A 26056-nucleotide genomic window follows, 5' to 3' on the forward strand; every position below is an offset into this window, starting at 1 on the left:
GCAGTTGACGGCGTTACGGATCGCGGTTCGTGATGACGGAGTCGGCTGCTGCAGCCTGGCTCACCCTAGAACTTCGAACACAACCGAAGCAATTACCCCGTCGGAGTTTGTGTGTTCCTGATGGGGGGCTCGGACAAGACGGCGACACGTCCGGCAGGTGTGCAGGGGGCTAAGGCGCGATCGGTGAGATGAACCACGGTTCCATCAACGGAGCTGCGCAGCGAACGCCTCGTACGCTCGCTCATCGAAGAGGACGAACGTGACCTCCTCGACCTCCGTCTCCGTGGCTCGCACCGTCTCCACCGCGATGCGGGCCGCGTCGTCCATCGGCCACCCGTAGATGCCGGCGGAGACGGCCGGGAACGCGACGGTGCGGGCGCCCAACTCGTCGGCCACGCGCAGGGACTCGCGGTAGCAGGAGGCGAGGAGGGCGGAGCGGTCCTCCTGCTCGGAGTAGACGGGGCCGACCGTGTGGATCACCCAGCGTGCGTTCAGATCCCCTGCGGTGGTGGCGACCGCCTGGCCCGTGGGCAGGCCCTTGCCGTACCGGGAGGCGCGGAGCGCCCGGCACTCCTCGAGGATCGCCGGGCCGCCGCGCCGGTGGATGGCGCCGTCCACTCCTCCGCCACCGAGCAGCGAGGAGTTGGCCGCGTTGACGATCGCGTCGGCGCTCTCCTGGGTGATGTCGCCCTGGACCAGCCTGATGGTGGTCATGTCTGCCTCAGTCTCTTCCAGACGGCCTTCGCGGCGTTGTGCCCGGACATGCCGTGCACACCGGGTCCCGGCGGGGTGGCCGAGGAGCAGATGAAGACGGCCGGGTGCGGGGTGCTGTACGGGAACAGGGACAGCCTGGGGCGCAGCAGCGTCTGGAGTCCGGACACCGCGCCGGAGGCGATGTCGCCGCCGACGTAGTTGGCGTTGTGGGCGGCGAGTTCGGGCGGGCCGGCGGTGGCGCGGGCGAGGACGCGGTCGCGGAATCCCGGGGCGAAGCGCTCCAGTTGGCGTTCTATGGCGTCGGTGAGGTCGCCGGTCCAGCCGCTGGGGACATGGCCGTACGCCCAGAAGACATGCCGGCCCGCCGGTGCGCGGGTGGGGTCGGCGACGCTGGGCTGCACGGTGATGAGGAACGGCCGGTCGGGCGCGCGGCCCTCGCGCGAGGCGGCGCGCAGCGCGGTGCCGATCTCCCCCGTGTCGGCGCCGATCTGCACGGTTCCGGCGCTGCGCGGCTCCTCGGCGGTCCACGGCACCGGGCCGTCCAGGGCGTAGTCGACCTTGAAGACGCCGGGGCCGTACCGGTAGCCCTCGTAGTAGCGGCCGAAGCCCGCGATGCGGGCCAGGGCGGTGGGTGAGGTGTCGAAGACGTACGCCCGGGCGGGCGGCAGGTCGTCGAGGCGCTTGACCTCGTAGTCGGTGTGGACCGTGCCGCCGAGGTCCTTCAGGTATGCGGCGAGGGCGTCCGAGATGGACTGGGAGCCGCCGCGGGCCACGGGCCAGCCGCGGGCGTGCGCGGCGAGCGCGAAGACCAGGCCGATGGCGCCGGTGGCGAGACCGGTGAGCGGGGCCATCACATGGGCGACGAGACCGGCGAAGAGCGTCTTGGCCCGTTCGTCGCTGAAGCGCCGCATCAGCCAGGTGGACGGGGGAAGCCCGACCAGGCCGAACCGGGCGAGAGTCACCGGGTCGCGGGGCAGCGCGGTGAGCGGCAGGGACATGAAGTCGCGGGCGAGGGTGTCCCAGTGCGGCAGGAAGGGCGCCACCAGCCTGCGGTACGCCCCCGCGTCGCGCGGGCCGAAGGAGGCGGCCGTCTCGCCGACCGACCGGGACAGGACCGCGGCGGTGCCGTCGGTGAAGGGGTGGGCCATGGGCAGCTCGGGGTGGAGCCATTCCAGGCCGTAGCGGTCCAGGGGCAGGGTGCGGAACGCGGGTGAGTTGATGCCGAGCGGGTGCGCCGCCGAGCACGGGTCGTGACGGAAGCCGGGCAGGGTGAGCTCTGCGGTGCGCGCTCCCCCGCCGATCGTGTCCCGGGCCTCGAAGACGGCCACGGAGAACCCGCGGCGGGCCAGCTCCACGGCAGCGGTCAGTCCGTTCGGCCCCGCACCCACCACGACCGCATCGAGCATCGACGGCACCTTCGGACCCCTTCGTCAGCCGATGGCCACTGAGGATCAGGATATGCCGGGGTACTGACAGTGCTCGGCGACGGGGTGGCCCCGGCGGCATGCTCCAGGCTCAGACCGACGACGCCAGCAGCCCCGCCACCCGGCGTGCCGTCGCCGCGTCGCGGGCCGCGGTGAACGGCAGGGCGTTGCCGCCCGTGATGCGGAACGGCTCACCCGTGCGGGTCAGGTGGGCGCCGCCCGCCTCCTCGACCAGCAGCAGGCCTGCCGCGTGATCCCATGCCGCCTCCCACGAGAAGGCCGTGGCGTCCAACTCGCCGCGGGCGACGGCGAGATACTCCAGGCCCGCCGAACCGCAGTCGCGGGGTGCGACGCCGTCCGTCCACAGGCCGAGCAGGGCGCGCTTCTCCTCGGCCGTCGTGTAGTCCGGGTGGGACGTGGCGATCCTCAGGTCCCGTCCGGGTGCGGGCGAGCCGGCGAACAGCCGCTCGCCGTCGAGGAACGCGCCCTGTCCTCGTACGGCCGTGGCGAGTTGGTCGCGGGCGGGGGCGTACGTCCACGAGGCGAGCAGGACGCCGCTCTGCGCGAGCGCGACCAGGGTGCAGAAGCCGTCGTCGCCGTGCACGAACTGGCGGGTGCCGTCGACGGGATCGACGATCCAGACCGGGGCGTCGCCCCGTACCGCCTCGTACGACGCGGGGTTGGCGTGCACCGCCTCCTCGCCGACGACCACGGAGCCGGGCAGGAGCGCGCCGAGCGCCACGGTGAGGTACTGCTCGGCCAGGCGGTCGGCGTCCGTCACCAGGTCGTGCGGGCCGCTCTTCTCGTCGACCTGGTGGGCGGCCAGCTGACGGAAACGCGGCAGGATCTCGGCCGCGGCGGCCTTGCGGACCGCCTCCTCCACGTCGGCCGAGTGGCGGGCGAGAAACTCGTCGATGGTTTCGCTGTCTTCGATCATGCCTCCATGAGAGCACGCGCCACTGACAATCCCTACCCGGCCAGTGCACTACGGGTGGAATCGGCATGAACTCCCGATGCCGCGCCCCACCGCGGGCAAGGGACATTCAGGACATCACCGGCCCACCGCGTATCCCTGCATCCCCCGCGGATTGGCCGCCGCCGACAGGATGCCGCTCTCCGGGTCCCGGGCCACCGCGCACAGTCGGCCCTCGGACCAGTCGTCACCGACCGTGACGTCATGGCCGCGCCGCCGCAGCTCCGCCACGACAGCGGGGCCCGTCCGCGCCTCGACCGTGACGCTTCCCGGGCGCATCCCGCGTGGGTAGAAGGAGCCGGGGAAGCTGTCGTTGTGCCAGTTCGGAGCGTCGATCGCGCCCTGGAGGTCGAGGCCGCCGCGTACCGGGGCACGCAGGGCGACCGCCAGGAAGAAGTGGAACTGCCACTGGTCCTGCTGATCGCCACCGGGCGTGCCGAACGCCATGACCGGCGTTCCGTCCCGCAGGGCGATGGACGGCGTCAGGGTGGTGCGGGGCCGGCGCCCCGGGGTGAGCGAGTTCGGCAGGCCCTCCTCCAGCCAGGCCATCTGCAACCGGGTACCGAGCGGGAAGCCCAGCTCGGGCACGACGGGGTTGGACTGCAACCAGCCGCCGCTGGGCGTGGCGGCGACCATGTTGCCCCAGCGGTCGACGATGTCGAGATGGCAGGTGTCGCCGCGGGTACCGCCGTCGGCGGCGACGTCGGGTTCGCCCGGCACCGGAGCCGTCGGGCTCTTGGCGACCGTCGGCTCTCCGGCCCCCGGCGCGCCGAGGCCCGCCACGCCGGTGGCGGCGCCGCGCGCGTGGGCGCACAGCCGCGGGGTGCGCCCTTCCGGGCTCCCGGGCCGCAGCTCGTACGACGCCGTGTCGGCCACGAGCTCCCGCCGTGCCGCGTTGTAGGCGCCCGACAGCAGCTCGTCGAGCGGTACCTCGGCCGCGTCGCCGTACCAGGCCTCCCGGTCGGCCATGGCGAGTTTGCAGCCCTCGATCAGCAGGTGGACGTAGTCCGCGGAGCCGTACGGGGGCAGTTCGGGCGGGAGCAGCGCGAGCTGCTGCAGGAGGACCGGGCCCTGGCTCCAGGGGCCGGCCTTGCACAGGGTCCAGCCGTTCCAGTCGTACGTCACCGGCGCCTCGTAGGTCGCGGACCAGTCGGCGAGGTCGGCGGCCGTGAGCGTGCCGGTGTGGTGCTTACCGCTGGTGTCCAGGGTGGGCCGGTGTACCTGCCGTACCAGCGCCTCGGCGATGAAACCGGTGCGCCACACCTGCCGTGCCGCCTCGATCTGCGCCTCGCGGTCCCCCGCCCCGGCGACCTCGGCGAGCAGCCGCTGCCAGGTGGCGGCGAGTGCGGGATTGCGCAGCAGCTGGCCGGGCCGGGGTGCCCGGCCACCCGGCAGATACACCTCGGCGGACGTGGTCCACTCGGTCTCGAACAGCTCGCGCACGGTCTCGACGGTCTCGCCGACGCGCTCCACGGGCGCGTGCCCGTGCTCCGCGTATCCGATGGCGTACTTCAGGACGTCGGCGAGGGGCTTGGTGCCGTGGTCGCGGAGCAGGAGCATCCAGGCGTCGAACGCACCGGGGACGGCCGCCGCGAGGGGTCCGGTACCGGGTACGAGATCCAAACCGAGTCCCCTGTAGTGCGCGACCGTCGCTCCGGCCGGCGCCACGCCCTGCCCGCACAGCACCCGCACCTCGCCGCCCGCCGGAGCGAGCAGGATCGGCACCTCACCGGCGGGCCCGTTCAGGTGCGGCTCGACGACATGCAGCACGAAGGCGCCCGCCACGGCGGCGTCGTAGGCGTTGCCGCCGTCCTCCAGGACCGCCATCGCCGACTGCGAGGCCAGCCAGTGAGTGGAGGACACCATGCCGAAGGTGCCTTGGAGGGTGGGGCGGGTGGTGAACATACGGGCCTCTCACCTCGCTCTTGCGCGCATCGGCCAGACCGATGGGCGCTCAGGGTCAGTCCTGGGGAGAATCCGGGGAGTTCGGGTCAGCGCTCTCCTCCGTCCGCTCCTCCGGCAGGCTATCGATCGCCCTGCGCCCCCTCTTCCCCGCCTCCGGCGGACAGCCGCGGCGCTGCCGACCTCACTGGCGGAGAACCTGGCTGCTCAGCTGCCACCAGAGGTGGGGGAGCACCTGCGCCGGGTGGCGTCTGCGCCGGACGTTCCGCAGACCGGCGTCCGGATGAGCCGCCGGGAGTTCTTCGACCGCGTCGCGCAGCGAGCCGGCGCGGACTACCCGAAGGCCGTGTACGAGGCCCGGTGTGTGATCGAGGTCGTGGAGAGGCAACCCAGGGATCGCTGACGGACAAGATCCGCCAGTCGCTGGATGAAGAACTCGCCAAGGTCCTCTTCGCCGGCAGCACAGGCTCGGCCGGCGGGTGACCTCCTCGCACCCTCGTCAGGTCGGGTATCCGCGGCTGTGGCCGACGCCGCTGTTCCAGGGCGCCGAGGTGAGCCAGGTGAGCACGCGGTTGATGTCGGACGAGGACACGATCCCCACCAGTCGGCCCTCCTCCATCACCAGTGCGCGGCGGGCGGGCGAGGACTCCAGTTCGAGCAGCAGGCCGCCCAGGGGTTCGTCGGGACCGGTGGTGACGACTTCGTCCATGGGAAACATGGCGTCCGCGACGGTGGTGTCCGCCCCGTCCCGTGCCGCGATCTCCTGGGCACGGTGGACGGTGACCACTCCCACGGGCGTCGCCTCCTCGTCGGACATCACGGGGAACGCGGAGTGGCGGTAGCGGAACGCGGGCCCCTGCAGCAGTTCCGCGAGGGTCAGCCCGGCGCGGGCGCACACCGGATCGCGCGTCATGGCCTGGCGTACGGACACCCGGTTCAGCGTTTCCTTCGTCTGTGCCTGCCCTCCTTCGACCGTCGCGGCGGCGATGAGGAACCAGCCGATGAGCGCCAGCCAGAGCCCGCCGAGTCCCCCCAGGAGAACCTGGTAGAGACCCAGCAGGACGAGGGCCCAGCCCAGCACGCGGCCCGCGGTGGTGGCGACCGACGTGGCCCGCAGCCGGTTTCCGGTACGCCACCACACGAACGCCCGCAGCAGTCGGCCACCGTCGAGCGGTGCGGCCGGCAGGGCGTTGAACACGGCGAGCAGCACATTGATCCCGGCCAGCCACGCCACCGCCTCGACGGTGAGGCCGGACAGCCCCAGTCCCACCAGCACGGCCGCCAGCGCCGCAAACACGATGCCCAGGACCAGGCTGACCAGCGGGCCGACTCCGGCAACCCGCAGCTCGGCACCTGGACTGGGCGCCTCGTCCTTCAGCCTGGCGGCGCCGCCGAGCAGCCACAGCGTGATGCTGTCCGCCTCCATGCCGTTGCGGCGGGCGACGACCGCGTGGGCGACCTCGTGGGCCAGCAGCGACGCGAAGAACACCAGGGCGGTGAGGATGCCCACCAGCCAGTACTGCCACAGGGACCGTCCCGGGTGGGCCTCGGGCAGTCGGCCTTCCGACAGGCCCACCACGATGATCAGGAAGATGACCAGGACGCTCCAGTGGACGCCGACACGAATGCCGGCGATGTGTCCGAGCCGAAACGTCTCATTCACCGGTCTCACCGTTCAAAATCTCCGTCGTGTCACTCCCGCGGCCTCCGCGCTTCACGGCCCCGCCGGAACAGGTAGGCGCCCTGGCGGGTACCCGCCGCGGCCACCAGCGCTTCCTCCCGCCTGGCGGCCAGCACGACAGCACAGCGTCTCCGGGCGAACACCACCGCCGCCGCCCGCCCTATACCGCTGGACGCCTCCGTCACCACCACCGAATCGCGCACTCGCATCCCTGCCACCTTCTTCGGCGGACGAGCGAAGACTGCCCTGAATGACACGGGTACCCGCAGCCCAGCGGCACACGCCAAGGGGGAGCGCAACGACGTCTCCGCGCCCAGCAGAGTGATTCCGTGTATGCCGGTCGGGCGCGGGCCAACGTGCCGTCCCGGGTGCTGTGCGTCTTGTCGCTACCTTCCAGGGACGCCGTTCACAGGCGATCCAGCCTGCCATGCCCCAGACAACGAGGAGTTGACCATTCATGGCCGTGTGCGAGGTCTGCCACAACGACTACGAGATGTCGTTCGAAGTGCGCGCCGCAGGAGGAGCAGTCCACACCTTCGACAGCATCGAGTGCGCCGCCCAGAAGATGGCACCGGTCTGCGACAACTGCCAGTGCCGCATCCTCGGCCACGGTCTCCAAGCGGACGGACAGTTCTTCTGCTGTGCGCACTGCGCCCGCCAGAAGGGCTTCGCGCAACTCGTGGATCATGCCTGACCGGACGGATCCCTCGACAGCGTAAGGACGAACCGGTCGGCCTCACGCCCCTCGTACCCTGTTTCCCGTGCCGTCCTCCGTCCTGCATCGCGTCGCCGTCCTTGTGCTCGAGGGTGCGAAGCCGCTCGATGTCGGCATTCCTGCGCAGGTGTTCACGACTCGGGCGAGCATGCCGTACGAGGTGCGGGTGTGCGGTGCGGAAACCGGTCTCGTGACCGGCGGCGACGGCCTGTCGTACCACGTCGCCCACGGCCTCGACGCGCTTGCGTGGGCCGACATCGTCTTCATCCCTGGCTACCGGTTCCCGGACCGCGACGACCCGCCGCCAGCCGTCGTCGACGCCCTGCTCGCCGCCCACGGCCGGGGCGCGCGGCTCGCCGCCATCTCGACGGGCGCCTTCGCGCTCGCCGCCACCGGTCTGCTCGACGGCAAGCGCGCCACGACGCACTGGCATTACTCGCGGGCGCTCACGGCGAAGCATCCGCTCGTACGGGTCGACGAGAACGTCCTGTTCGTCGACGAGGGCAGCGTGCTGACGTCTGCCGGCGCCGCCTCGGGCATCGACCTGTGCCTGCACATTCTGCGCGGGGACCTCGGCGTGGCCGCGTCGAATCACGCGGCCCGGCGCCTGGTCGCGGCCCCCTACCGCAGCGGCGGTCAGGCGCAGTATGTGCCGCGCAGCGTACCCGAGCCGCTCGGCGAGCGGTTCGCCGCCACTCGCGAGTGGGCGCTGCACCGGCTCCGCGAGCCCCTCACCCTCAAGGTGCTCGCCCGGCACGCGGCGGTCTCGCCACGCACGTTCTCGAGGCGCTTCGTCGAGGACACGGGGTACACGCCGATGCAGTGGGTCATGCGGGCCCGCATCGACGTGGCCCGTGAGCTGCTTGAGCGTTCGGAACGCAGTGTCGAGCAGATCGCCGCCGACGTCGGCCTCGGCACCGGTTCGAATCTGCGGCTGCATTTCCAGCGCGTCCTCGGCACCACGCCGAGCGAGTACCGGCGCACCTTTGCGCAGGGCGATTAGCCCGCCGTGGCGTGGCGCGATCCTTGTGAACCGTGGCGATCTCGCCGCTGTCACGGGCGGATGCGGCCCGCGAACCTGGTGGCGAACCGAAGGGACACCACTCATGACTCGCATCGCCATCAATGGATTCGGCCGCATCGGACGCAATGTGCTGCGCGCGCTGCTCGAACGCGACAGCGACCTCGAGGTCGTCGCCGTCAACGACCTCACGGAGCCCGCCACCCTCGCGCGGCTGCTCGCCTACGACACGACGGCCGGCCGGCTCGGTCGCCCGGTGACCGTCGACGGGGACGCCCTCGTCGTCGACGGCCGTCGCATCACGGTGCTCGCCGAGCGCGAACCGGCGCAGCTGCCGTGGGCCGAACTCGGCGTGGACATCGTGCTCGAGGCGACCGGCCGCTTCACATCGGCCAAGGCCGCCCGCACGCACCTCGACGCGGGCGCGAAGAAGGTGCTCGTCAGTGCGCCGTCGGAGGGCGCCGATGTCACGCTTGCGTTCGGGGTCAACACCGACGCGTACGACCCGGCCGTGCACACGATCATCTCGAACGCCTCGTGCACGACCAACGCGCTTGCGCCGCTGGCTGCGGTGCTGGACGAACTCGCCGGCATCGAGCACGGCTTCATGACGACGGTGCACGCCTACACGCAGGAGCAGAACCTGCAGGACGGTCCGCACCGCGACGCCCGCCGCGCCCGCGCCGCCGCTGTCAACATCGTGCCGACCACGACGGGCGCGGCCAAGGCGATCGGCCTCGTGCTGCCGAACCTCGACGGCAAGCTGTCGGGCGACTCGATCCGCGTGCCGGTTCCGGTGGGCTCGATCGTCGAACTCAACACGACCGTCGCTCGCGACGTGACGCGCGACGACGTGCTGGCGGCGTACCGCGCCGCGGCGGAGGGGCCGCTCGCCGGCATCCTCGAGTACTCGGACGACCCGCTCGTGTCGTCCGACATCACGGGCCATCCGGCCTCGTCGATCTTCGACTCGGCCCTCACCCGCGTCGACGGCCGCCACGTCAAGGTGGTCGCCTGGTACGACAACGAGTGGGGCTTCTCGAACCGCGTGATCGACACGCTCGAACTCCTCGCCACACGCTGACCGGACGCCGGGGCGACCCCCGCGGTCTGCTCCCGGCCCTCCGCGGCGGACCACCGGGCACCGGTGATTCGGTCATGGCCTCACCGTGATCCCGTCGTCGCCGCACGCTTGGCGGGCCGGGCGGGAGATGTCGGTCGGCCACGCCGGGTGCTCACGCTGGGTGCTGTGTGATCCCACCACGTGATCCGCTGTGTGTGGTCTCCCGGCAGGCAGGCGCCGCGGCCGGGGGCGAGGGAGCGGTCGGGGCTGCTCCGCCCAGATGGTCTTTCCTGTCGGGGTGTGACGGGTGCCCCAGCGTTCGGCGAGCTGGCCGACCAGGAACAGGCCGCGGCCGCCCTCGTCCAGGGCACGGGCGCGGCGTGCGTGGGGAGCGGTGCTGCTGGCGTCGGAGACCTCGCAGATCAGGGCGGTGTTGCGGATGATCCGCAGTTGGATGGGGGCTTCAGCGTGCCGGATGGCGTTGGTGACCAGCTCGCTGACGATCAGCTCGGTGGTCGGGACGGCATCCTGCAGGCCCCAGGTCGTGAGCTGGTCGGCGGCCCGGCGGCGCGCGTCGGCGACGATGACGGGCGCCGCGGGCAGGTCCCAGGTGGCCACGTGGGCGGGACCGAGAGCGTTCGTGCGGGCGACGAGCAGGGCGACGTCGTCGTCCGGTCGCTCGGGCAGGAGCGTCGTGATGAGGTTGTCGCAGGTGGCTTCCAGCGATGGGGTGGGTTCGGCCAGGGCGTGCAGGAGTTCCTGCATTCCGGTGTCGATGTCGCGGTCGTGGGCCTCGATGAGTCCATCCGTGTACAGGACGAGCAGGCTGCCTTCGGGCAGGCGGACGTCGGTTGCTTCGAACGGGAGGCCGCCTACCCCGAGAGGCGGGCCTGGGGCCACGGGGATGAAGTCCACAGAGCCGTCCGGCATGACGGCGGCAGGGCCGGGGTGGCCGGCGCTGGCCAGGGTGCAGTGGCGGGAGACCGGGTCGTAGACCGCGTACAGGCATGTCGCGCCGACCTCCCCGGCGGATTCGATGCCCTCTTCGATCTCTTCGAGGATGAGGTCGTCGAGGTGGGTCAGCAGTTCGTCGGGAGGAAGATCGACATCGGCCAATGTGCGGATCTCGCTGCGCAGCTGGCCCATGGTGGCGGACGCCTGGATGCCGTGGCCGACGACATCGCCGACGACGAGAGCCACCCGGGCGCCGGAGAGGGGGATCACGTCGAACCAGTCGCCGCCCACACCTGCCTGCGGATCCGCGGGCAGGTAGCGCATCGCCGTCTCCACGGCCGGCTGCGCGGGCCGGTGATACAGAAGCAGGCGGCGCTGCAGGGCCAGGTCCGCGCCGTCGGTCTCCTGTGGGGCAGCGTGGATGAACCAGCCGACGTGGTCATCGGCGCCTACCAGCGGGTAGGCCCGCACATGGGCCTCGATCGTGTGGCCGTCCCGGTCGCGCAGCGCGACCCGCCCGGTCCACGGCTCCTGCTGTGACAGGCTCCGCCACGCCGAGTCGGGAAGGCGAGCGGCAAGAAGATCGGTCGCCGGCCGTCCGATCGCCTCGCCAGGCTCGTACCCGAGGAGTAGTCGGGCACCCCGGCTCCACGCCGCTACGACGCCCCGCGCGTCCACAGCAGCCGCAGCATTTTCCGCCGCCAGAGTGTGGTCATACATACCCTCAACCTCTACTTTCCAGTACTTTCCAGTGTGCTACCGGGACCGACGCGCAGGTTCTCCGGTGAATGGGCAGAGGTGAACCACCGGAGGCCGCAGAGCCGGGGGCGCTGGCCGGTGTCGATGTCCTCGCTGCGGCGTTGGATCAGCCCGCAGTCAATAGCGCAGGAGCACGCCGATCCCGTCCTCCAGTGGCGTCTGTTGCCGGGGGACGACCACCAGTTCGGCGCCGGTGGTGACGGCGGCGTGCAGCAGGGCGGCGTCCGCGGGCTGCTTCTCGTAGCCGGTGGCACCGAAGGTCTGCAGGTCGGCGGCGGACAGGGCGATCTGGTCGGGGTCGGTGCCGATCCAGAGCGGGGGCCACTCCTCGACGGGGTGGTTGACCAGGAGGGCGTCGGCCTGGCCACGCTGCAGGGCTGCGACGGTGGCCGACAGCCCCTCACCGGCGGGGTGACGGGCACGCTGGGCGGCGAAGCTCTCCAGCCGGTCGCGGTCGTGGGCGGCGAGCCGGCCGTGGAAGAGGGCAGCGAGCTGGGGCTCGAGCAGGGCCCGGCCGGTCTCGCCGTCCTGTCCGTTGCCTGGGACGGTGGCCACGCGACTGCGTAGGGGGGCGGGCAAACGGTTGACAAGGACACCACGCGCCCACGGGTCCCCACAGAGCACGAGAGTGTCGGCGTGACCGAGGTCGATGAGGTGGGCCAGCTCGTCGGCGAGCCGCTGGGCCTCCTGGTGCCACTCGCGGATCGGTACCCGCAGGTGGATGAGGGACCGGGGGGCCACCGAGCTGCTCGGCCAGCGCCCGGTTTGCAGCCTCACCTGCAGGTCTTCGGCAGCTGTGTTGCTCTCCTCCGGTTCTACGCGGCTGAGGACGGCGGCGGCGTAGGGGATGTCGGGGGCATGCTGCAGCGCCAGGGGCATGGCGTCGGGAAGCAGGGCGTAGCCGGCCTTGTCCGCGGGGGGAGGTTGCGGCAGCTCCTCGGAGAGGACCAGTTCGCCGTGGGTGGCGAAGAGGGCCTGGCCATGGCGGCCGGGCAGGTCGGCGTCGGTCCCGACGGCATCGGCGGAGGCGTCGGCGGTGGCCGGGTCGGCACCCAGCTCGATGAGGTCCGAGCGGGCGTGGCGCCGGTGCAGCTCGATCGCCCTGTCCGGGTCGTCGATGTCCCGTGAGGTGTCCACGTAGACGGAGGCATACGGGCCTGGCCGGGCATACAGGGGGTCGAGGAAATGCAGCCTCATGAGAATCGCTCCTCGGTCCGGTTCACGCGGTTCCCGTTGAGCCGTCCACTTGCTCCTGCCCGTGTACCCGACGCGCCGCGATTCACCGCGAGGTCGGGGTACGGCCTACGGCCGCCGTCGCTCCGACCACCACCGGCGCCACGCGAGCACGAACCCGACTCCCGCGATCAGCGCGGGAACGGCCAGCCCCACGGCCAGGATCTGTGCCCACTCCGGAACCATCTGCCTCGTCAGTCCGCTGCTGTACCGGCAGGTCGCCTGCGGCGGGAAGAAGCTGTAGTCCAGCGTCCTCGGCGGGTTGTAACCCCAGTCGGAACCGGCCGAGCAGGACGACGAGGGACCGGTCAACAGGGGCCACGCCACCAGCGCGTAGAACATCAGGAACACGGAGCCGGTCACGAAGAAGGCCGGTCCCGTGCGGCGCAGCTTGTCCGCACGGGACACCGGTTCGGCAAGGGGGTGCTCAGCGGGCGGTTCGAAGCACTCGGCGAGCAGGGCCGCGACCACGCTGACAGCCAAGAACAGCAGGCTGAGCCAGAGCACCGCACCGAGTATCCCCGTGCCTCCCGCGGAGACGTCTCCGCCCTCGAACTCGCAGATGACGGCCGGGGGGAAGGCCTGGTTGCGCACGTCGAGCAGTCGTCCGGGGCCCTGGACCATCCCGTGACTGCATCGTTCGTCGAACTCGAGCAGGCTCAGCAGAGCAAAGCCCGAGCCGACGAACAGGACGCCGAACGACAAGCCGGCCGCGGCCCACAGGCGGCCTGTCCGGTACGCGCCGTACGCAAGAGCGCTTGACATTCGCGCACATTATCCGATCATCAGGCGGCTCCGGACGCCATGTGATGGCAGCCGGGATTGCCGCGGCCTCACCGCACGTTCAGACCAGGCGGCGGACATAACGGGATACTCAACGCATCAGTATGGGGCGCGAGTTACCGCGCAGGCACGGAGCGAGTTGGCGCTTTCGCCTCACAGGGACTCGTGTGACACTGGCGTCCCGTCCGCTGTGCGGACCCCTCCGCACCGTCCCCCACGAGAAGTGCGTCGTGCGTTCTCTTCCTCTGCCGCTCGCTCTCACCGCACGCCTGACTCCGGTCGCCGTGCTCGCCTGTGCGGGCTGGGTCCTCAGTTCGGGCCCGGACTCGTCGGCGCCGGCCGCTCAGGACCGGGCGACCGGCAAGACCGGGACCCAGTCCGCCTCCGCGCCGTCCACGACCGCCGTGCCGAAGACGTACACCTCCGCCCCGGCGCCCTGCACCAGCCTGGCCAAGAAGACGATCACTTCGCTGGTGCCGGATGCCAAGACGGCCGGGAAAGAGATCGCCTCGACGGACAAGTCGGTCCGCCGCACCTGTTCCTGGAACGCGCTCAGTGGCTACGACTACCGCTGGCTCGACGTCTCCTTCGAGATCAGCGACTCCGACGACGGCGCGGCGAAGAAGTACAAGGAGCGGGTCAAGGAGAAGAGCGGCGGCGGCGACGTGCCCGGTCTCGGCGACGCGGCCTACTCCGTCGTGAACCTCACCACCGAGGACGACCAGAAGACGCGCGAGGGTGTGGTGCTGGTGCGCGCCGCCAACGCGCTGCTGGTCATCACGTACAACGGCTCCGACTTCGAGTCGAAGGAGGCGCCCAGCACGGACGAGATCAACAAGGGCGCCATCAAGGCCGCCAAGGAGGCGGTGGCGGCCCTGGAGGACGGCCAGTAGAGCCGGCCGCCCTCCGAGAGGCGAGGCCTCAGGAAGCGGTCCGCTCCCTTGGCAGCATCAGCGCGACGTACAACAGCAGCGAGGCGGCCAGCCCCACCGCCCAGCCGTAGTCGGCGAGCGGCTTGAGGAACGGGATCAGTCCGTCGGCCGGGAACGGACCCGACTTCGTGCCGTCCGCGCCCACGGTCGAGTACGAGCCGCCGACGGCGAGGACGCCGCCGACCGCGAAGGCGACGATGGCGCGCCAGTTCCAGCCGGCGGAGTACCAGTAGCGCCCACCGGGCGTGTACAGGTCCGCCAGGTGCAGGACCGTACGGCGGACGATCCAGTAGTCGGCGATGAGGATGCCCGCGACCGTGCCGAGCAGGCCGCCGACCACACCGAGCCAGGTGAAGATGTAGAACTCGGGCGTGGAGATCAGCTTCCACGGGAAGATCAGGATGCCGACGACGCCCGTGATGAGCGCGCCCGTACGGAAGTTGATGAACTTCGGCGCGAGGTTGGCCAGGTCGTACGCGGGTGAGACCACGTTCGCCGCGATGTTCACGGAAATGGTGGCGACCAGCACCGTGATGAGCGCGAAGAGCAGACCGAAGACGTTGTCCGCCTTGGCCGCGAGGGTGACCGGGTCCCAGATCGCCTCGCCGTAGACGACCTCGGAGCCGGAGGTGACCAGCACGGCGAGGATCGCGAAGAGGGTCATCGTGGTGGGCAGGCCCAGGGACTGGCCCCAGGTCTGGGCGCGCTGGCTGGCGCCGAAGCGGGTGAAGTCGGGGATGTTGAGGGACAGGGTGGCCCAGAAGCCGATCATGCCCATCAGGGACGGGAAGAAGACCGGCCAGAAGTCCGCGCCCCAGCCGAGCTTCGAGGGCTGCGACAGCAACTCGCCGAATCCGTCGGCCTGGACGGCGATCCAGATCAGCAGCACGAAGGCGCCGACGATGACGAAGGGCGCGGCCCAGTTCTCGAAGTGCCGCAGGAAGTCCATGCCGCGGTAGATGATGGCGATCTGCACGGCCCAGAAGAGGATGAAGCAGAGCCACAGCGGCCACGGGTTGCCGGCGATCTGCCCGGCCTTCTCCCACTCACCGCCGGTGAGCTTGGAGCCCAGTGCGAAGATGCCGCTGCCGCCGATCCAGGTCTGGATGCCGAACCAGCCGCAGGCCACGGCCGCGCGGATCAGCGCCGGTATGTTGGCGCCGCGCAGCCCGAAGGAGGCGCGGGCGAGCACCGGGAAGGGGATGCCGTACTTGGGGCCGGCGTGGCCCGTGGCCAGCATGGGCAGCAGCACGATGACGTTGGCGAGAGCGATGGTGAAGACCGCCTGCTTCCAGTCCATGCCGAGTGCGACCAGGCCGGAGGCCAGAGTCCAGCTGGGGATGCAGTGGGCCATGGAGATCCACAGCGCCGCGAAGTTGTACGTCGTCCACTTGCGCTCGGCGACCGGGACGGGACGCAGGTCCTCGTTGGCGAAGGGACTGTTGGCGGGGTAGGCCTCGGGGGCGAGCTCTGTCCGGCCGTCGGCGTCGACGGTCTGGGCGGCGGACGACCCCGTGGGGACTGTTTCGGTCATGGGCAGGCCAATCGACAAAGGGGGACAGGAGAGGCCGTGCGGGGGCCTTGGGCCCCTCCCCGGGGAGGAGGGGAGGGGAGACAAGGTGGGGGGTCGGACCGGGCGGTCAGGCGGCGTTGACCGCGGGGATGACCTGCGCGCCGTACGCGTCGATCACCGCTTCCTGCGCGTCGTGCATGTCGTAGACGGCGAACTGGTCGACGCCCAGCTCGCGCAGGGCGTTCAGCTTCTCGATGTGCTTCTCGACCGGTCCGATGATGCAGAACCGGTCGACGATCTCGTCCGGTACGAACTGGGTGTCCGGGTTGCCGCTGCGCCCGTGGTGGGAGTAGTCGTAACCCTCGCGGGCCTTGATGTAGTCGGTGAGTTCGTCCGGTACGGCGGCGGAGTGCTCGCCGTACTTGGCGACCAGGTCGGCGACATGGTTGCCGACCATCCCGCCGAACCAGCGGCACTGCTCACGCGCGTGGGCCAGCGCCTCGGGCGAGTCGTCCTCGGTGACGTACGCGGGCGCGGCGACGCAGATCGTCACCTCGGACGGATCGCGTCCGGCGGCGACGGCCGCGTCCTTGACCGCCTTGACCATGTACTCGGTGAGATAGAGGTCGGCGAGCTGCAGGATGAACCCGTCGGCCTCCTCGCCGGTCATCTTCAGGGCCTTGGGGCCGTACGCGGCCATCCAGACGGGGAGTTGGGCACCGGGTTTGATCCACGGGAACCGGATCACCGTGCCGCCGAGGTCGGCGTCCCCGCCGCTGCCCAGCGCGCGGATCACCTTCATCGCCTCGCTGATCCGGGCCAGAGTGTTGGGCTTGCGGCCGGCCACGCGCATCGCGGAGTCGCCGCGGCCGATGCCGCAGACGGTGCGGTTGCCGAACATGTCGTTGAGGGTGGCGAAGGTGGAGGCGGTGACCTCCCAGGTGCGGGTGCCCGGGTTGGTGACCATGGGACCGATCGTCAACTTGCTGGTGTTGGCGAGGATCTGGCTGTAGATCACAAAAGGTTCCTGCCAGAGCACGGCGGAGTCGAAGGTCCAGCCGTGCGTGAAGCCGTTGCGTTCGGCGCGCTTCATCAGGGAGATGACCCGTGAGGCGGGCGGGTCGGTCTGCAGGACGAGTCCGAAATCCATGGCGTCCATCGCCCCCTTCCTAGTTGAGGTACTGACAGGTGGAGCGGGGGGTGTAGACGCCGTGCCCGGCGTGCCCGGTGTACTCCCGCTCGGTGATGACGGGTTCGCCGCGCGAGAGCACGGTCTCGACACGGCCGGTGACGCGCTTGCCCTCGTACGCCGAGTAGTCGACGTTCATGTGGTGCGTGTCGGCCGACATGACCTGCTCGGCGTGCGGGTCGTAGATGACGACGTCGGCGTCGCCGCCCGGGGCGATGGTGCCCTTCTTCGGGTACATGCCGAACATCCGGGCCGGCGTGGCGCAGGCGATCTCGATCCAGCGGCGGCGCGAGATGTGCCCGTCGACGACGGCCTGGTGGAGCAGGTCCATACGGTTCTCCACGCCCGGCAGCCCGTTGGGGATCTTGGAGAAGTCGCCGCGGCCCAGCTCCTTCTGGCCGGTGAAGCAGAAGGGGCAGTGGTCGGTGGAGACGACCTGGAGGTCGTTGGTCCTGAGCCCCTTCCACAACTGCGCCTGGTGTTCGCGCGGCCGCAAAGGAGTGCTGCACACGTACTTCGCACCCTCGAAGTCGGGTTCTGCGAGGTTGTCCGTCGACAGGAACAGATACTGCGGGCAGGTCTCACCGAAGACGTTGAGTCCCTCGTCGCGTGCCCTGGCCAGCTCGGCGACCGCCTCCATCGCCGAGACGTGCACGACATACAGGGGCGCGCCGGCGACCTGTGCGAGCCGGATGGCGCGGTGGGTGGCCTCGGCCTCCAGCAACGCCTTCCGCACCTCTCCGTGGTAGCGGGGATCCGTCTCCCCGCGAGCCAGCGCCTGCTCGACCAGGACATCGATCGCGATGCCGTTCTCCGCGTGCATCATGATCAGCCCGCCGTTCTCGGCGGAGCGCTGCATGGCACGCAGAATCTGGCCGTCGTCGCTGTAGAAGACGCCGGGATACGCCATGAACTGTTTGAAGGAGGTCACCCCCTCCTCCACGAGCAGGTCCATCTCCTTGAGCGTCTCCTGGTTCACATCGGAGACGATCATGTGGAAGCCGTAGTCGATGGCGCAGTTGCCCTCGGCCTTGGCGTGCCAGGCGTCCAGGCCCTCGCGCAGGGTGTGGCCGACGCTCTGCACGGCGAAGTCGACGATCGTGGTCGTGCCGCCCCAGGCGGCGGCCCGGGTGCCGGTCTCGAAGGTGTCGGAGGCGAAGGTGCCGCCGAACGGCAGCTCCATGTGGGTGTGGGCGTCGACGCCGCCCGGGATGACGTACTTCCCGGTGGCGTCGATGACCCTCCCCCACCCTTCGGGCGGGGGTGCCCCCATCTCGCTTCGCTCGGCCGTCCAGGCCTCGGCGGCCGGGGTGCCGGAGGCGGCGAGGGCGGCGATACGGCCGTCCTCGATCAGGACGTCGGCGTGGATCTCGTCGGACGCGGTGATGACGAGGCCACCGCGGATGGCTGTACGGCTGCTCATGTCCTGGTCGCTCCTCGCTGTGGGTACGTGCGGCTTGTCTGTGGCTGGTCGCGCAGTTCCCCGCGCCCCTTATCGGCGTTTACGGCGCCGTCAGTGGCGAGTACGCCCCCGGTGCCCGGTCCCTGTAGAACTGCCAGCGGTCGCGGACCTCGCGCAGCTTGGCCAGATCCAGGTCCCGGACGACGAGTTCGGTCTCCTTGTCGCTCGCCACCTCGCCGACGAACTGGGCTTCCGGGTCCACGAAGTACGAGGTGCCGTAGAAGTCGTTGTCGCCGTACTCCTCGACCCCGACCCGGTTGATCGCGCCGATGAAGTACTCGTTGGCGACGGCGGCCGCCGGCTGTTCCAGCTGCCACAGATAGCCGGACAGTCCGCGCGAGGTGGCCGACGGGTTGAAGACGATCTCGGCGCCCGCGAGGCCGAGCGCACGCCAGCCCTCCGGGAAGTGGCGGTCGTAGCAGATGTAGACGCCGATCTTTCCGACGGCGGTGTCGAAAACCGGCCAGCCGCTGTTCCCGGGCCGGAAGTAGAACTTCTCCCAGAAGCCCTTCACCTGCGGAATGTGGGTCTTGCGGTACTTGCCGAGGTACGAGCCGTCCGCGTCGATCACGGCGGCGGTGTTGTAGAGGACGCCGGGCTGCTCCTCCTCGTACATCGGCAGGACGAGAACGATGCCCAGTTCCCGGGCCAGCGCCTGGAAGCGCTGGACGATGGGGCCCTCGGGGATCTGCTCGGCGTACTCGTAGAAGGCCGGGTCCTGGACCTGGCAGAAGTACGGCCCGTAGAACAGCTCCTGGAAGCACAGGACTTGAGCACCCTGCGCGGCGGCGTCGCGCACGGCCTGCTCGTGCACCTGGATCATCGACTCCTTGTCGCCGGTCCAGGCGGTCTGGAAGACGGCGGCGCGGATCACTCTGCTCATCGGGACCTCCGGTAGCTCGGTGTGCGGTGAGCCTAGGAAGTCGGGTGGTCCTCTTTGAGTTGCATCGTGTCACGTCTGCGGGGGCGCGGCGTGCCACCGTGTCACCCTGCCGTGGGCCCATGTTTCACCGCCGTTTTCGCAGGTCGTCGCATGTTTCACCCCTGTTGCGCGTCGTGCGCGAGGAGCGCGATGTGCACCGAGGCCGCCTGCTCGAAGTCGTCCAGGTCGACGCGCAGCCGGGCCTGTATCGCCTCCAGGCGGCGGTAGAGCGCCGGCCGGGAGACGTGGTGGAGCTGGGCGGTGCGGGACTTGTTGCGGCCGGTGGCGAGATACGTCCGCAGCACCGCCAGCAGATCCTCCTCGCCGCCGCACAGCAGCCCGTCCAGCTCCCGCTCCGCGAAGGACTGCACATGCGGATCGTCCCGCAACAGCCGGATCAGGCCCCGCAGATGTACGTCCCTCAGGCGTACGACGACCGGGAGATCGAGGGCGGCGGAGGAGTCGGCCACGGCGTCGGCGACATGCCGCGCCTCGCGCAGGCCCGCGGGCACGTCGTCCCAGGCGGTGCGGGCATCGGCGGCGGCCACGGTTGTCGAGGCCGCCCCGGACTCCGAGCGCAGCCGGGCCGCGAAGTGCGCCGCGAGCGCCTCCGCGTCCTGGTCCCGGGCGAGGCTCAGCAGCACGGCGGTGGCTCCGTCGGCGAGTTCGGCGACGAGCCCGGCCATCCCCAGCAGGCGCAGCACCCGGTCGAGCTGGGCGGCGTCGCCGTCGCGTACGACGAGCGGCACGAAGGTGCGCCGGTTGACCGGCAGTCCGGCGGCACGCGCGCGCGGCAGCAGCTGCCGGGCCGGTACGACCCCGCTGACCAGGTCGGTCAGCAGGCTCTGCGCGGACTGCTCCTCCCAGGAGCAGCCCGCGTTGCCGCCGAGCATGCGGTGCAGGACGAGGGCCTCGGCGGCGCGGTCGGCGAGCAGCCGTCCGGTCGCGGTGTCGCCGCGGTAGCCGCACAGCACGATCCGGCCCCAGCGTTCCCCGCGTCCACCCAGCTCGGCGCGGATCCATCCGTCGCCCTCGCGGCCACCGGCCTGTCGGGAGATCCGCTCCCAGTCGCGCAGCACGTCGTCCACCGCCGACCGCTCCCCCGCCGTGGCCAGGACGCGGTGGGCGAGGTTGGTGACGACGACCGGGCAGGCGCTGTGCTGGGCGACCTCGTCGAGCAGCCGTTGCAGCGGGGCACCGGCGGTGATCAGTCCGGTGAGCGCGGTCCGTACCGCCTCCGACAGGTTGACGGCGGCGAACTTCCGCCGGACCAGCCGGGACTGGACCTCCTCGGTCAGCTCGGCGAAGGGGAAGGGCCGGTGCAGCACCACCATCGGCAGCCCGCAGCGCTCGGCCGCGCGCCGCATGACGTCCGGCGGGGCCGGGAAGGCACGGCCGAGCCCCAGGACGACGGCGGCGGCTTCGGCGCGGTGCAGGGACTGGATGTACTCGGCCTGCTTGGTCTCGTCACCGGCGAGCAGCACCCCGGTGGTGAGCACCATCTCTCCGCCGCTGAGCATGACCCCGACGTCGGCGGCCTCGGCGACATGCACCCACCGCACCGGCCGGTCCAGCTGGCTCGCACCGGCCACCACCTCGGGCTCCCCCGCAAGCACCCGCTCCAGGGCGAGGACCTGGCGGACCGACAGGGCCGGTTCCGGGCGTTCGAAGGACTCCAGCGGTTCCAAGGGCTCCGAGACGATGGTCATGGCGGTGTTCCCTTGATCGGCCTGGTGCTAGCTGATGCTCCGCAGAGCGCGTTCCAGGATCGCGGCGCCCTCCTCGGCCTCCGCGACGGTCAGGGACAGCGGCGGGGCGATGCGCAGGGCGCTGGTGTTGTGGCCGCCGCCCTTGCCGATGAGCAGCCCGGACGCGCGGGCCGCCTCCAGCACGGCGGACGCGGCCTGCGGGTCGGCCTCGTCCGTCCCGGGCCGCACGATCTCGATGCCGATCATCAGCCCGCGCCCGCGCACCTCCCGGACGGCCGGTACCTGCGCGGCGACCGCCCGCAGCCGTTCGATGAGCAGCCCGCCGACCCGCCGGGCGTTGCCCTGGAGGTCGTGTTCCAGCAGGTACGTGAGGTTGGCGAGGCCGGCCGCCATGGTGATCTGGGTGCCGCCGAAGGTCGAGATGCTGTTGGCGTCCAGGCAGTTCATGATCTCGGCGCGGGCGACGACCCCGCCGATGGACATGCCGTTGCCGATGCCCTTGGCGAAGGTGACGATGTCCGGCGGGCCGCTGCGGCCGTGTGCCTGCCAGCCCCAGAAGTGCTCGCCGGTGCGGCCCCAGCCGGTCTGCACCTCGTCGGCGATCCAGAGGATGCCGCGCTCGTTCAGGACCTCGCGGAACGCCGCGTACAGGCCGTCCGGCGGTGAGGTGAAGCCGCCGACGCCCTGGATGGGCTCGGCGATCAGGGCGGCGGGCGTGCGGGTGTGGCCGAGCAGGTCCTTCAGGTCCTCGACGCAGGCCGCGATGAAGTCGGCGTCGTTCAACGAGGCGTACGGGCCGCGCGTGCGGATGCCACCGTGGACGTACAGCGTCTGCAGCGGGGACAGCGAGGTCGGCGACCAGCCACGGTTGCCGGTGAGGCCGACGGCGCTGAAGGAGCGGCCGTGGTAACTGTTGCGCATCGCGAGGACGGTGTTGCTGCGGCGATAGGTGGTGGCCAGCAGCAGGGCGGTGTCGTTGGCCTCCGTGCCCGAGGTGGTGAAGAAGACACGGGCGTCCGGGATGCCGCTCAACTGGGCGATGCGCTCGGCGAGTTCGACCATCTGCCGGTTGAGATAGAGCGTGGAGGAGTGGATGATCCGCCCGGCCTGCTCGCTCACCGCCTTGGTGACCTCGGGCAGGGCGTGCGCGGTCATGGTGGTGAGGATGCCGCCGAAGAAGTCGAGATACTTGTTTCCGTCGGCGTCCCAGACGTGCCGGCCCTCGCCGTGGGTGATCTCGATCGGGTCGTCGTAGTAGAGGGCGAGCCAGTCGGGCAGCACGGCCCGGTGGCGGCCCAGCAGGTCCTTGGTCACGGCTGTACCAACCCTTCGTAGGCGTCGGGGCGGCGGTCGCGGTAGAAGGCCCACTGCTGCCGCACCTCTTCGATGACGTCGAAGTCGAGGTCACGGACGAGGAGTCCCTCGCTCTTGTCGTCGGCGACCTCCCCCACGAACTGCCCTCGCGGATCGACGAAGTAGCTCGTGCCGTAGAAGTCGTTGTCGCCGTACTCCTCGACACCGACCCGGTTGATGGCGGCGATGAAGTACTCGTTGGCGACGGCGGCGGCAGGCTGCTCCAGCCGCCACAGGTAGGCCGACAGACCGCGGTGCGTCGCGGACGGGTTGTACACCAACTGGGCGCCGTTGAGGCCGAGTTGTCGCCAGCCCTCCGGGAAGTGGCGGTCGTAGCAGATGTAGACGCCGACCTTGCCGACAGCGGTGTCGAAGACGGGCCAGCCGAGGTTTCCGGGCTTGAAGTAATACTTCTCCCAGAAACCCTTCACCTGCGGGATGTGGTGCTTGCGGTACTTGCCGAGGTACGAGCCGTCCGCGTCGATCACGGCCGCGGTGTTGTAGTAGAAACCGGACTGCTCGACCTCGAACACCGGCACGACGATCACCATGCCGGTCTCGCGCGCGAGTTCCTGCATACGACGCACGGTCGGCCCGTCGGGCACCGGCTCGGCCCACCGGTAGTGCTCCGGCTCCTGGACCTGACAGAAGTAGGGGCTGTTGAAGACTTCCTGGAACCCGATGATCCCGGCGCCCTGCCGGGCTGCCTCGCGGGCGTGCTCCTCGTGTTTCGCCACCATGGACTCGGTGTCGCCGGTCCAGGTGGCCTGGACCAGAGCGGCACGGACGACGTTCGCCATGAGCTGCTCCTTCGACGGGACGTCAGCGCCTCTACGCCCGTAGACGCAGGCCGTAGAGGCACGAACGTATGCCTCAGTGAAGACCTTGCCAAGACCATCGTCGTTAACCCGCGGAGTCGGTCGCGTTTCGCACTCCTGTGGGTGATCGACAGGGTTCTCAGGAGGTGAGCCCGGCCACCCGGAGGGCGTGCACGAGATCCCAGTGCCGGTCGTCGGAGACGCCCTGCGCGGCCTCCAGCAGGAGCGGTACGAGGGTCTGCGGGTCCGGCTCGGCGCTGCGGGCCGCCTCCTCCGGGGTGCGGACGCGGACGTAGGCGTCGAGCAGCGCGCGGACCTCGCGGCGGCGGCCCTCGACGGCCAGGGCGAGCACGGACCGGCCGATCTCGGCGGCGGGCCGGGCCACGCCCTGCCGGAGCATCTGCTCCCCGTCGACGGTCCGACCTGCCGCGACCAGCGCGTCGGCGGCGGCGACGAGCCGGTCGGCGGGCAGTGAGGCGGCCTCCCACAGCAGCGTCGCCCAGTCGGCGCCGAGCCCGGCACGCTCCATCTCGGCGGCGAGCAGCGGGAAGCGCGCGGCGGGCCAGTACGCGGCCTCGACCAGCAGGGCGTGCGCCTCCCCGCTGCGCCCCTCGCCGCGCAGCCGCACCAGCGTCTCGACGATCCCGGCGGTCTCCCGCCCCGCCGGCGCGTCCAGCGGTTCGGCCTGCGGCTGCGACCGCTCGGCCGGCTCGGCGGCGGCACCCGCGAAGCGGGCTCCGCGCGGGGTACGGCCGGGGGCGGCGGCCGGCGCGGGTGCCTCCGGCGGTACGACGGAGGGGGTGGCCTCTTCCTCGACCATTCCGGCGAAGCGCGCGCTGCCACGTCGGCGTTTGCGCTGCTTGGGGGTGGGGCGGGGATCAGGCGGGGCGGGGGCCGGGGCGGCAGGGGTGGTGGGGGCCTGGTCGAAGGGGGTGGGCTGCGCGGCCGGGGCGGGATGGGGTGCGGCGGCGGCCTGGTCGAAGGGCGTGGGCTGCGGGGGCGGGGTGGGGGCCGGGTGGCCGGGGGCGGGGTGTGCGGTCGGGTGGCCGGAGGTGGGGTATGGGGACGGGGCCGGCTGCGGGCGGGTCGGGGCCTGGGAGCCGTACGAGTCGCTCCCGGCGTGCAGCACAGGTCCCTCCCCTGCGTTCCGCGGCCGGATCGCCTGCACCCCGTGCACCTGACCGCCCACCGCCCGTCGCTCCAACTCCTCCATACGGGACCGGAGTTCGGCACACCGCGCGGTCGCGCGTTCATGGTCGTCGCGGGCCCAGGCGAGGTCCAGGCGGATGGCGTCGGCGTCCTGCCGGGTGGCGGCGGTATGGAGCAACCGCCCCAGCTCGGCGAGCCGTTCGGCGGCGTAGCGCTGCTCACGGAGCATGACGTCGAGCCGGTCTCCGAGGGCGTCCCGGCCGCCGAGCGTGGCGTCGTACGCGAGGAGTGCGGCGGCGTGCAGGGAGCGGGCCTGTTCCTTCTCCGGGCCGGCGACGCCGGGGCCGTACTCCGCGGCGAGATCCTGCAGCAACGCCTCCACGACGTCCCACGGCGGCACCTCACGCCCGTCGAGGCAGGCCCGCATGCCCTCGGGGTCGCGCTGCCAGAACACGGCACACCACCCGCCACCCTGATCCAGGCGCGCCAGCAGGCCGTCCAGGTAGTTCGCGAACTCCCGCACCTGACTGGGGAGTTGATCCACTGTCATCGCTCAACCCCCGCAAGACCGGAGCACTCCGGTTCCGTAGACAACACCAGTCGTGTTACAGGCTCGCTACGGGGAGTTTTCGGCGGAGACGCGGAAGCCTCAGATCACCCGGCCCCCGACAGTGACGTCACACCACTGCCGGCGTACACGCTCCGGCCAGTTCGTCCATCGACAGACCCAGGACCCCGGCCAGCGCGGCCACCGTGAAGAAGGCCGGTGTCGGGGCACGGCCGGTCTCGATCTTGCGGAGCGTCTCCGCCGAGATGCCCGCGTCCGCCGCCACGTCCGCCATGCTGCGGCCACCGCGGGCCTCACGCAGCAGCCGCCCGAGCCGCTCGCCGCGTTCACGTTCTTCCGGGGTCAACGGGGTGCGCACCATGCCGTCATTCTAATACCGGTATAGTAATTGGCATGGTCGAGCTGAAGACGAACACATCGATCGACGCCATGCACGAGGCGGGCCGGATCGTCGGGCGGGCACTGACCGCCGTACGGGCGGCCGCGGACGTCGGCGTCTCCCTGCTGGAGCTGGACGAGGTGGCCCGCGAGGTGCTGCGCGAGGCCGGGGCGACCTCCCCCTTCCTCGGCTACCGCCCCTCGTTCGCACCCACGCCCTTTCCCGCCGTCATCTGCGCCTCGGTGAACGACGCGATCGTGCACGGCATCCCCACCCGCCACCGCCTGCGCGACGGCGACCTGGTCTCCATCGACTGCGGCGCCGAACTGAACGGCTGGGTCGGCGACTCGGCGATCAGCTTCGTCGTGGGCACGCCCCGCGCGGCCGACCTACGACTGATCGACACCGCCGAGAGGGCCCTGAACGCCGGCATCGAGGCGGCGGTCGTCGGCAACCGCATCGGCGACATCGCCCACGCCATCGGCTCGGTGTGCCGCGCGGCCGGATACGGCATCCTGGACGGCTTCGGCGGCCACGGCATCGGCCGCCGCATGCACGAGGACCCCCCGGTCCCGAACGAAGGCCGCCCCGGCCGCGGTCTCCCCCTGCGCCACGGCATGGTCCTGGCCATCGAGCCGATGCTGATCGCAGGCGGCAAGGACGATTACCACACGTCCCCCGACGGCTGGACCCTCCGCACCAACGACGGCTCCCGCGCAGCCCACACCGAGCACACGGTGGCGATCACGGAGACAGGGCCTCGCATCCTCACGGCAAGGTGAGAAACCTGGGGGCGCGGGGCTGTGACATTGTGCGGCTCCGCCGAGTGGGCGCGAGCAA

23 protein-coding genes and 1 pseudogene are annotated in these 26056 nt (G+C 71.0%); 6 read left to right on the forward strand and 18 right to left on the reverse strand.

Translation table 11 applies throughout. The features are described from left to right. Positions 1 to 204: 204 nt before the first annotated feature. The 4 genes from ACKTSN_RS08685 to ACKTSN_RS08700 form a co-directional block, all read right to left on the reverse strand. Positions 205 to 714, reverse strand: coding sequence for an O-acetyl-ADP-ribose deacetylase (locus ACKTSN_RS08685; protein ID WP_409468554.1), 510 nt, complete (start codon positions 712 to 714; stop codon positions 205 to 207). After that, positions 711 to 2120 carry a phytoene desaturase family protein gene (locus ACKTSN_RS08690; protein WP_409468555.1) on the reverse strand — a complete coding sequence of 470 codons (1410 nt, stop codon included), beginning with the start codon at positions 2118 to 2120 and terminating at the stop codon, positions 711 to 713. The genes ACKTSN_RS08685 and ACKTSN_RS08690 overlap by 4 nt, the downstream gene beginning before the upstream one ends. A 109-nt stretch (positions 2121 to 2229) precedes the next feature. After that, on the reverse strand, positions 2230 to 3075 hold the full coding sequence (locus ACKTSN_RS08695) for an inositol monophosphatase family protein (RefSeq protein WP_409468556.1): 846 nt from the start codon (positions 3073 to 3075) through the stop codon (positions 2230 to 2232). 114 nt (positions 3076 to 3189) lie between these two features. Continuing rightward, a complete protein-coding gene (locus ACKTSN_RS08700) occupies positions 3190 to 5016 on the reverse strand; it encodes a gamma-glutamyltransferase family protein (protein ID WP_409468557.1) in 1827 nt (608 codons plus the stop codon). Between ACKTSN_RS08700 and ACKTSN_RS08705 the strand changes: the two genes are divergently transcribed. After that, complete coding sequence (locus ACKTSN_RS08705; RefSeq protein WP_409468558.1) at positions 4976 to 5416, forward strand: DUF2267 domain-containing protein; 441 nt, start codon at positions 4976 to 4978, stop codon at positions 5414 to 5416. The two genes, ACKTSN_RS08700 and ACKTSN_RS08705, sit on opposite strands and share 41 nt — an antisense overlap. A 96-nt stretch (positions 5417 to 5512) precedes the next feature. On the opposite strand, the gene ACKTSN_RS08710 is transcribed toward ACKTSN_RS08705, so the two are convergent. Both ACKTSN_RS08710 and ACKTSN_RS08715 read right to left on the reverse strand, forming a co-directional pair. Beyond that, positions 5513 to 6676, reverse strand: a complete 1164-nt coding sequence (locus ACKTSN_RS08710) for a site-2 protease family protein (protein WP_409468559.1) — start codon at positions 6674 to 6676, stop codon at positions 5513 to 5515. A 29-nt stretch (positions 6677 to 6705) separates the two neighbouring features. Beyond that, positions 6706 to 6903: a hypothetical protein gene (locus tag ACKTSN_RS08715; RefSeq protein ID WP_409468560.1), complete on the reverse strand. Its 198-nt coding sequence runs from the start codon at positions 6901 to 6903 to the stop codon at positions 6706 to 6708. Positions 6904 to 7151: 248 nt separating this feature from the next. Here ACKTSN_RS08715 and ACKTSN_RS08720 point away from each other — a divergent pair, with 248 nt between their 5' ends. The 3 genes from ACKTSN_RS08720 to gap all read left to right on the forward strand — a co-directional run bounded on the left by ACKTSN_RS08720 (position 7152) and on the right by gap (position 9514). Next, the gene (locus ACKTSN_RS08720) at positions 7152 to 7388 is read left to right on the forward strand and encodes a hypothetical protein (protein WP_385514315.1); all 237 of its coding nucleotides are present in this window, start codon (positions 7152 to 7154) and stop codon (positions 7386 to 7388) included. Between the two features lie 67 nt (positions 7389 to 7455). Beyond that, complete coding sequence (locus tag ACKTSN_RS08725) at positions 7456 to 8412, forward strand: GlxA family transcriptional regulator (RefSeq protein ID WP_409468561.1); 957 nt, start codon at positions 7456 to 7458, stop codon at positions 8410 to 8412. A gap of 103 nt (positions 8413 to 8515) precedes the next feature. After that, positions 8516 to 9514: a type I glyceraldehyde-3-phosphate dehydrogenase gene (gene gap, locus ACKTSN_RS08730; protein WP_409468562.1), complete on the forward strand. Its 999-nt coding sequence runs from the start codon at positions 8516 to 8518 to the stop codon at positions 9512 to 9514. A gap of 237 nt (positions 9515 to 9751) precedes the next feature. On the opposite strand, the pseudogene ACKTSN_RS08735 reads toward gap, so the two are convergent. The 3 genes and pseudogenes from ACKTSN_RS08735 to ACKTSN_RS08745 all read right to left on the reverse strand — a co-directional run. After that, positions 9752 to 11143, reverse strand: a pseudogene (locus ACKTSN_RS08735) (SpoIIE family protein phosphatase); the annotation flags it as partial. Between the two features lie 180 nt (positions 11144 to 11323). After that, positions 11324 to 12403 (reverse strand): hypothetical protein, encoded by a 1080-nt coding sequence (locus ACKTSN_RS08740; RefSeq protein WP_409468563.1) that lies wholly within the window; start codon positions 12401 to 12403, stop codon positions 11324 to 11326. Between the two features lie 105 nt (positions 12404 to 12508). Next, complete coding sequence (locus ACKTSN_RS08745; protein ID WP_409468564.1) at positions 12509 to 13204, reverse strand: hypothetical protein; 696 nt, start codon at positions 13202 to 13204, stop codon at positions 12509 to 12511. A 248-nt stretch (positions 13205 to 13452) separates the two neighbouring features. Here ACKTSN_RS08745 and ACKTSN_RS08750 point away from each other — a divergent pair, with 248 nt between their 5' ends. Beyond that, positions 13453 to 14115, forward strand: a complete 663-nt coding sequence (locus ACKTSN_RS08750; RefSeq protein WP_409468565.1) for a hypothetical protein — start codon at positions 13453 to 13455, stop codon at positions 14113 to 14115. Between the two features lie 28 nt (positions 14116 to 14143). On the opposite strand, the gene ACKTSN_RS08755 is transcribed toward ACKTSN_RS08750, so the two are convergent. From ACKTSN_RS08755 to ACKTSN_RS08795, 9 genes are all read right to left on the reverse strand, one after another. Next, entirely contained in the window at positions 14144 to 15688 is a 1545-nt protein-coding gene (locus tag ACKTSN_RS08755; protein ID WP_409468566.1) for an NCS1 family nucleobase:cation symporter-1, read from the reverse strand. A 106-nt stretch (positions 15689 to 15794) separates the two neighbouring features. Continuing rightward, complete coding sequence (locus tag ACKTSN_RS08760) at positions 15795 to 16817, reverse strand: TIGR03842 family LLM class F420-dependent oxidoreductase (protein WP_409474777.1); 1023 nt, start codon at positions 16815 to 16817, stop codon at positions 15795 to 15797. Positions 16818 to 16836: 19 nt separating this feature from the next. Continuing rightward, positions 16837 to 18279: a dihydropyrimidinase gene (gene hydA, locus ACKTSN_RS08765; RefSeq protein WP_409468567.1), complete on the reverse strand. Its 1443-nt coding sequence runs from the start codon at positions 18277 to 18279 to the stop codon at positions 16837 to 16839. Positions 18280 to 18358: 79 nt separating this feature from the next. Continuing rightward, positions 18359 to 19201: a nitrilase-related carbon-nitrogen hydrolase gene (locus tag ACKTSN_RS08770; protein ID WP_409468568.1), complete on the reverse strand. Its 843-nt coding sequence runs from the start codon at positions 19199 to 19201 to the stop codon at positions 18359 to 18361. A gap of 155 nt (positions 19202 to 19356) precedes the next feature. Then, entirely contained in the window at positions 19357 to 20949 is a 1593-nt protein-coding gene (locus tag ACKTSN_RS08775; protein ID WP_409468569.1) for a PucR family transcriptional regulator, read from the reverse strand. 27 nt (positions 20950 to 20976) lie between these two features. Beyond that, positions 20977 to 22263: an aspartate aminotransferase family protein gene (locus ACKTSN_RS08780; protein ID WP_409468570.1), complete on the reverse strand. Its 1287-nt coding sequence runs from the start codon at positions 22261 to 22263 to the stop codon at positions 20977 to 20979. Then, entirely contained in the window at positions 22260 to 23102 is an 843-nt protein-coding gene (locus tag ACKTSN_RS08785; RefSeq protein WP_409468571.1) for a nitrilase-related carbon-nitrogen hydrolase, read from the reverse strand. Before ACKTSN_RS08785 ends, ACKTSN_RS08780 begins: the two co-directional genes overlap by 4 nt. A 157-nt stretch (positions 23103 to 23259) precedes the next feature. Beyond that, positions 23260 to 24819, reverse strand: coding sequence for a hypothetical protein (locus ACKTSN_RS08790; RefSeq protein WP_409468572.1), 1560 nt, complete (start codon positions 24817 to 24819; stop codon positions 23260 to 23262). 127 nt (positions 24820 to 24946) lie between these two features. Then, positions 24947 to 25198 carry a helix-turn-helix domain-containing protein gene (locus ACKTSN_RS08795; protein ID WP_409468573.1) on the reverse strand — a complete coding sequence of 84 codons (252 nt, stop codon included), beginning with the start codon at positions 25196 to 25198 and terminating at the stop codon, positions 24947 to 24949. Between the two features lie 32 nt (positions 25199 to 25230). Here ACKTSN_RS08795 and map point away from each other — a divergent pair, with 32 nt between their 5' ends. Further along, positions 25231 to 25998 (forward strand): type I methionyl aminopeptidase, encoded by a 768-nt coding sequence (gene map, locus ACKTSN_RS08800; RefSeq protein ID WP_409468574.1) that lies wholly within the window; start codon positions 25231 to 25233, stop codon positions 25996 to 25998. Positions 25999 to 26056 lie beyond the last annotated feature (58 nt).

The sequence above is a fragment of the Streptomyces flavusporus genome (genome assembly GCF_046267975.1).
Classification (GTDB): Bacteria; Actinomycetota; Actinomycetes; order Streptomycetales; family Streptomycetaceae; genus Streptomyces; species Streptomyces flavusporus.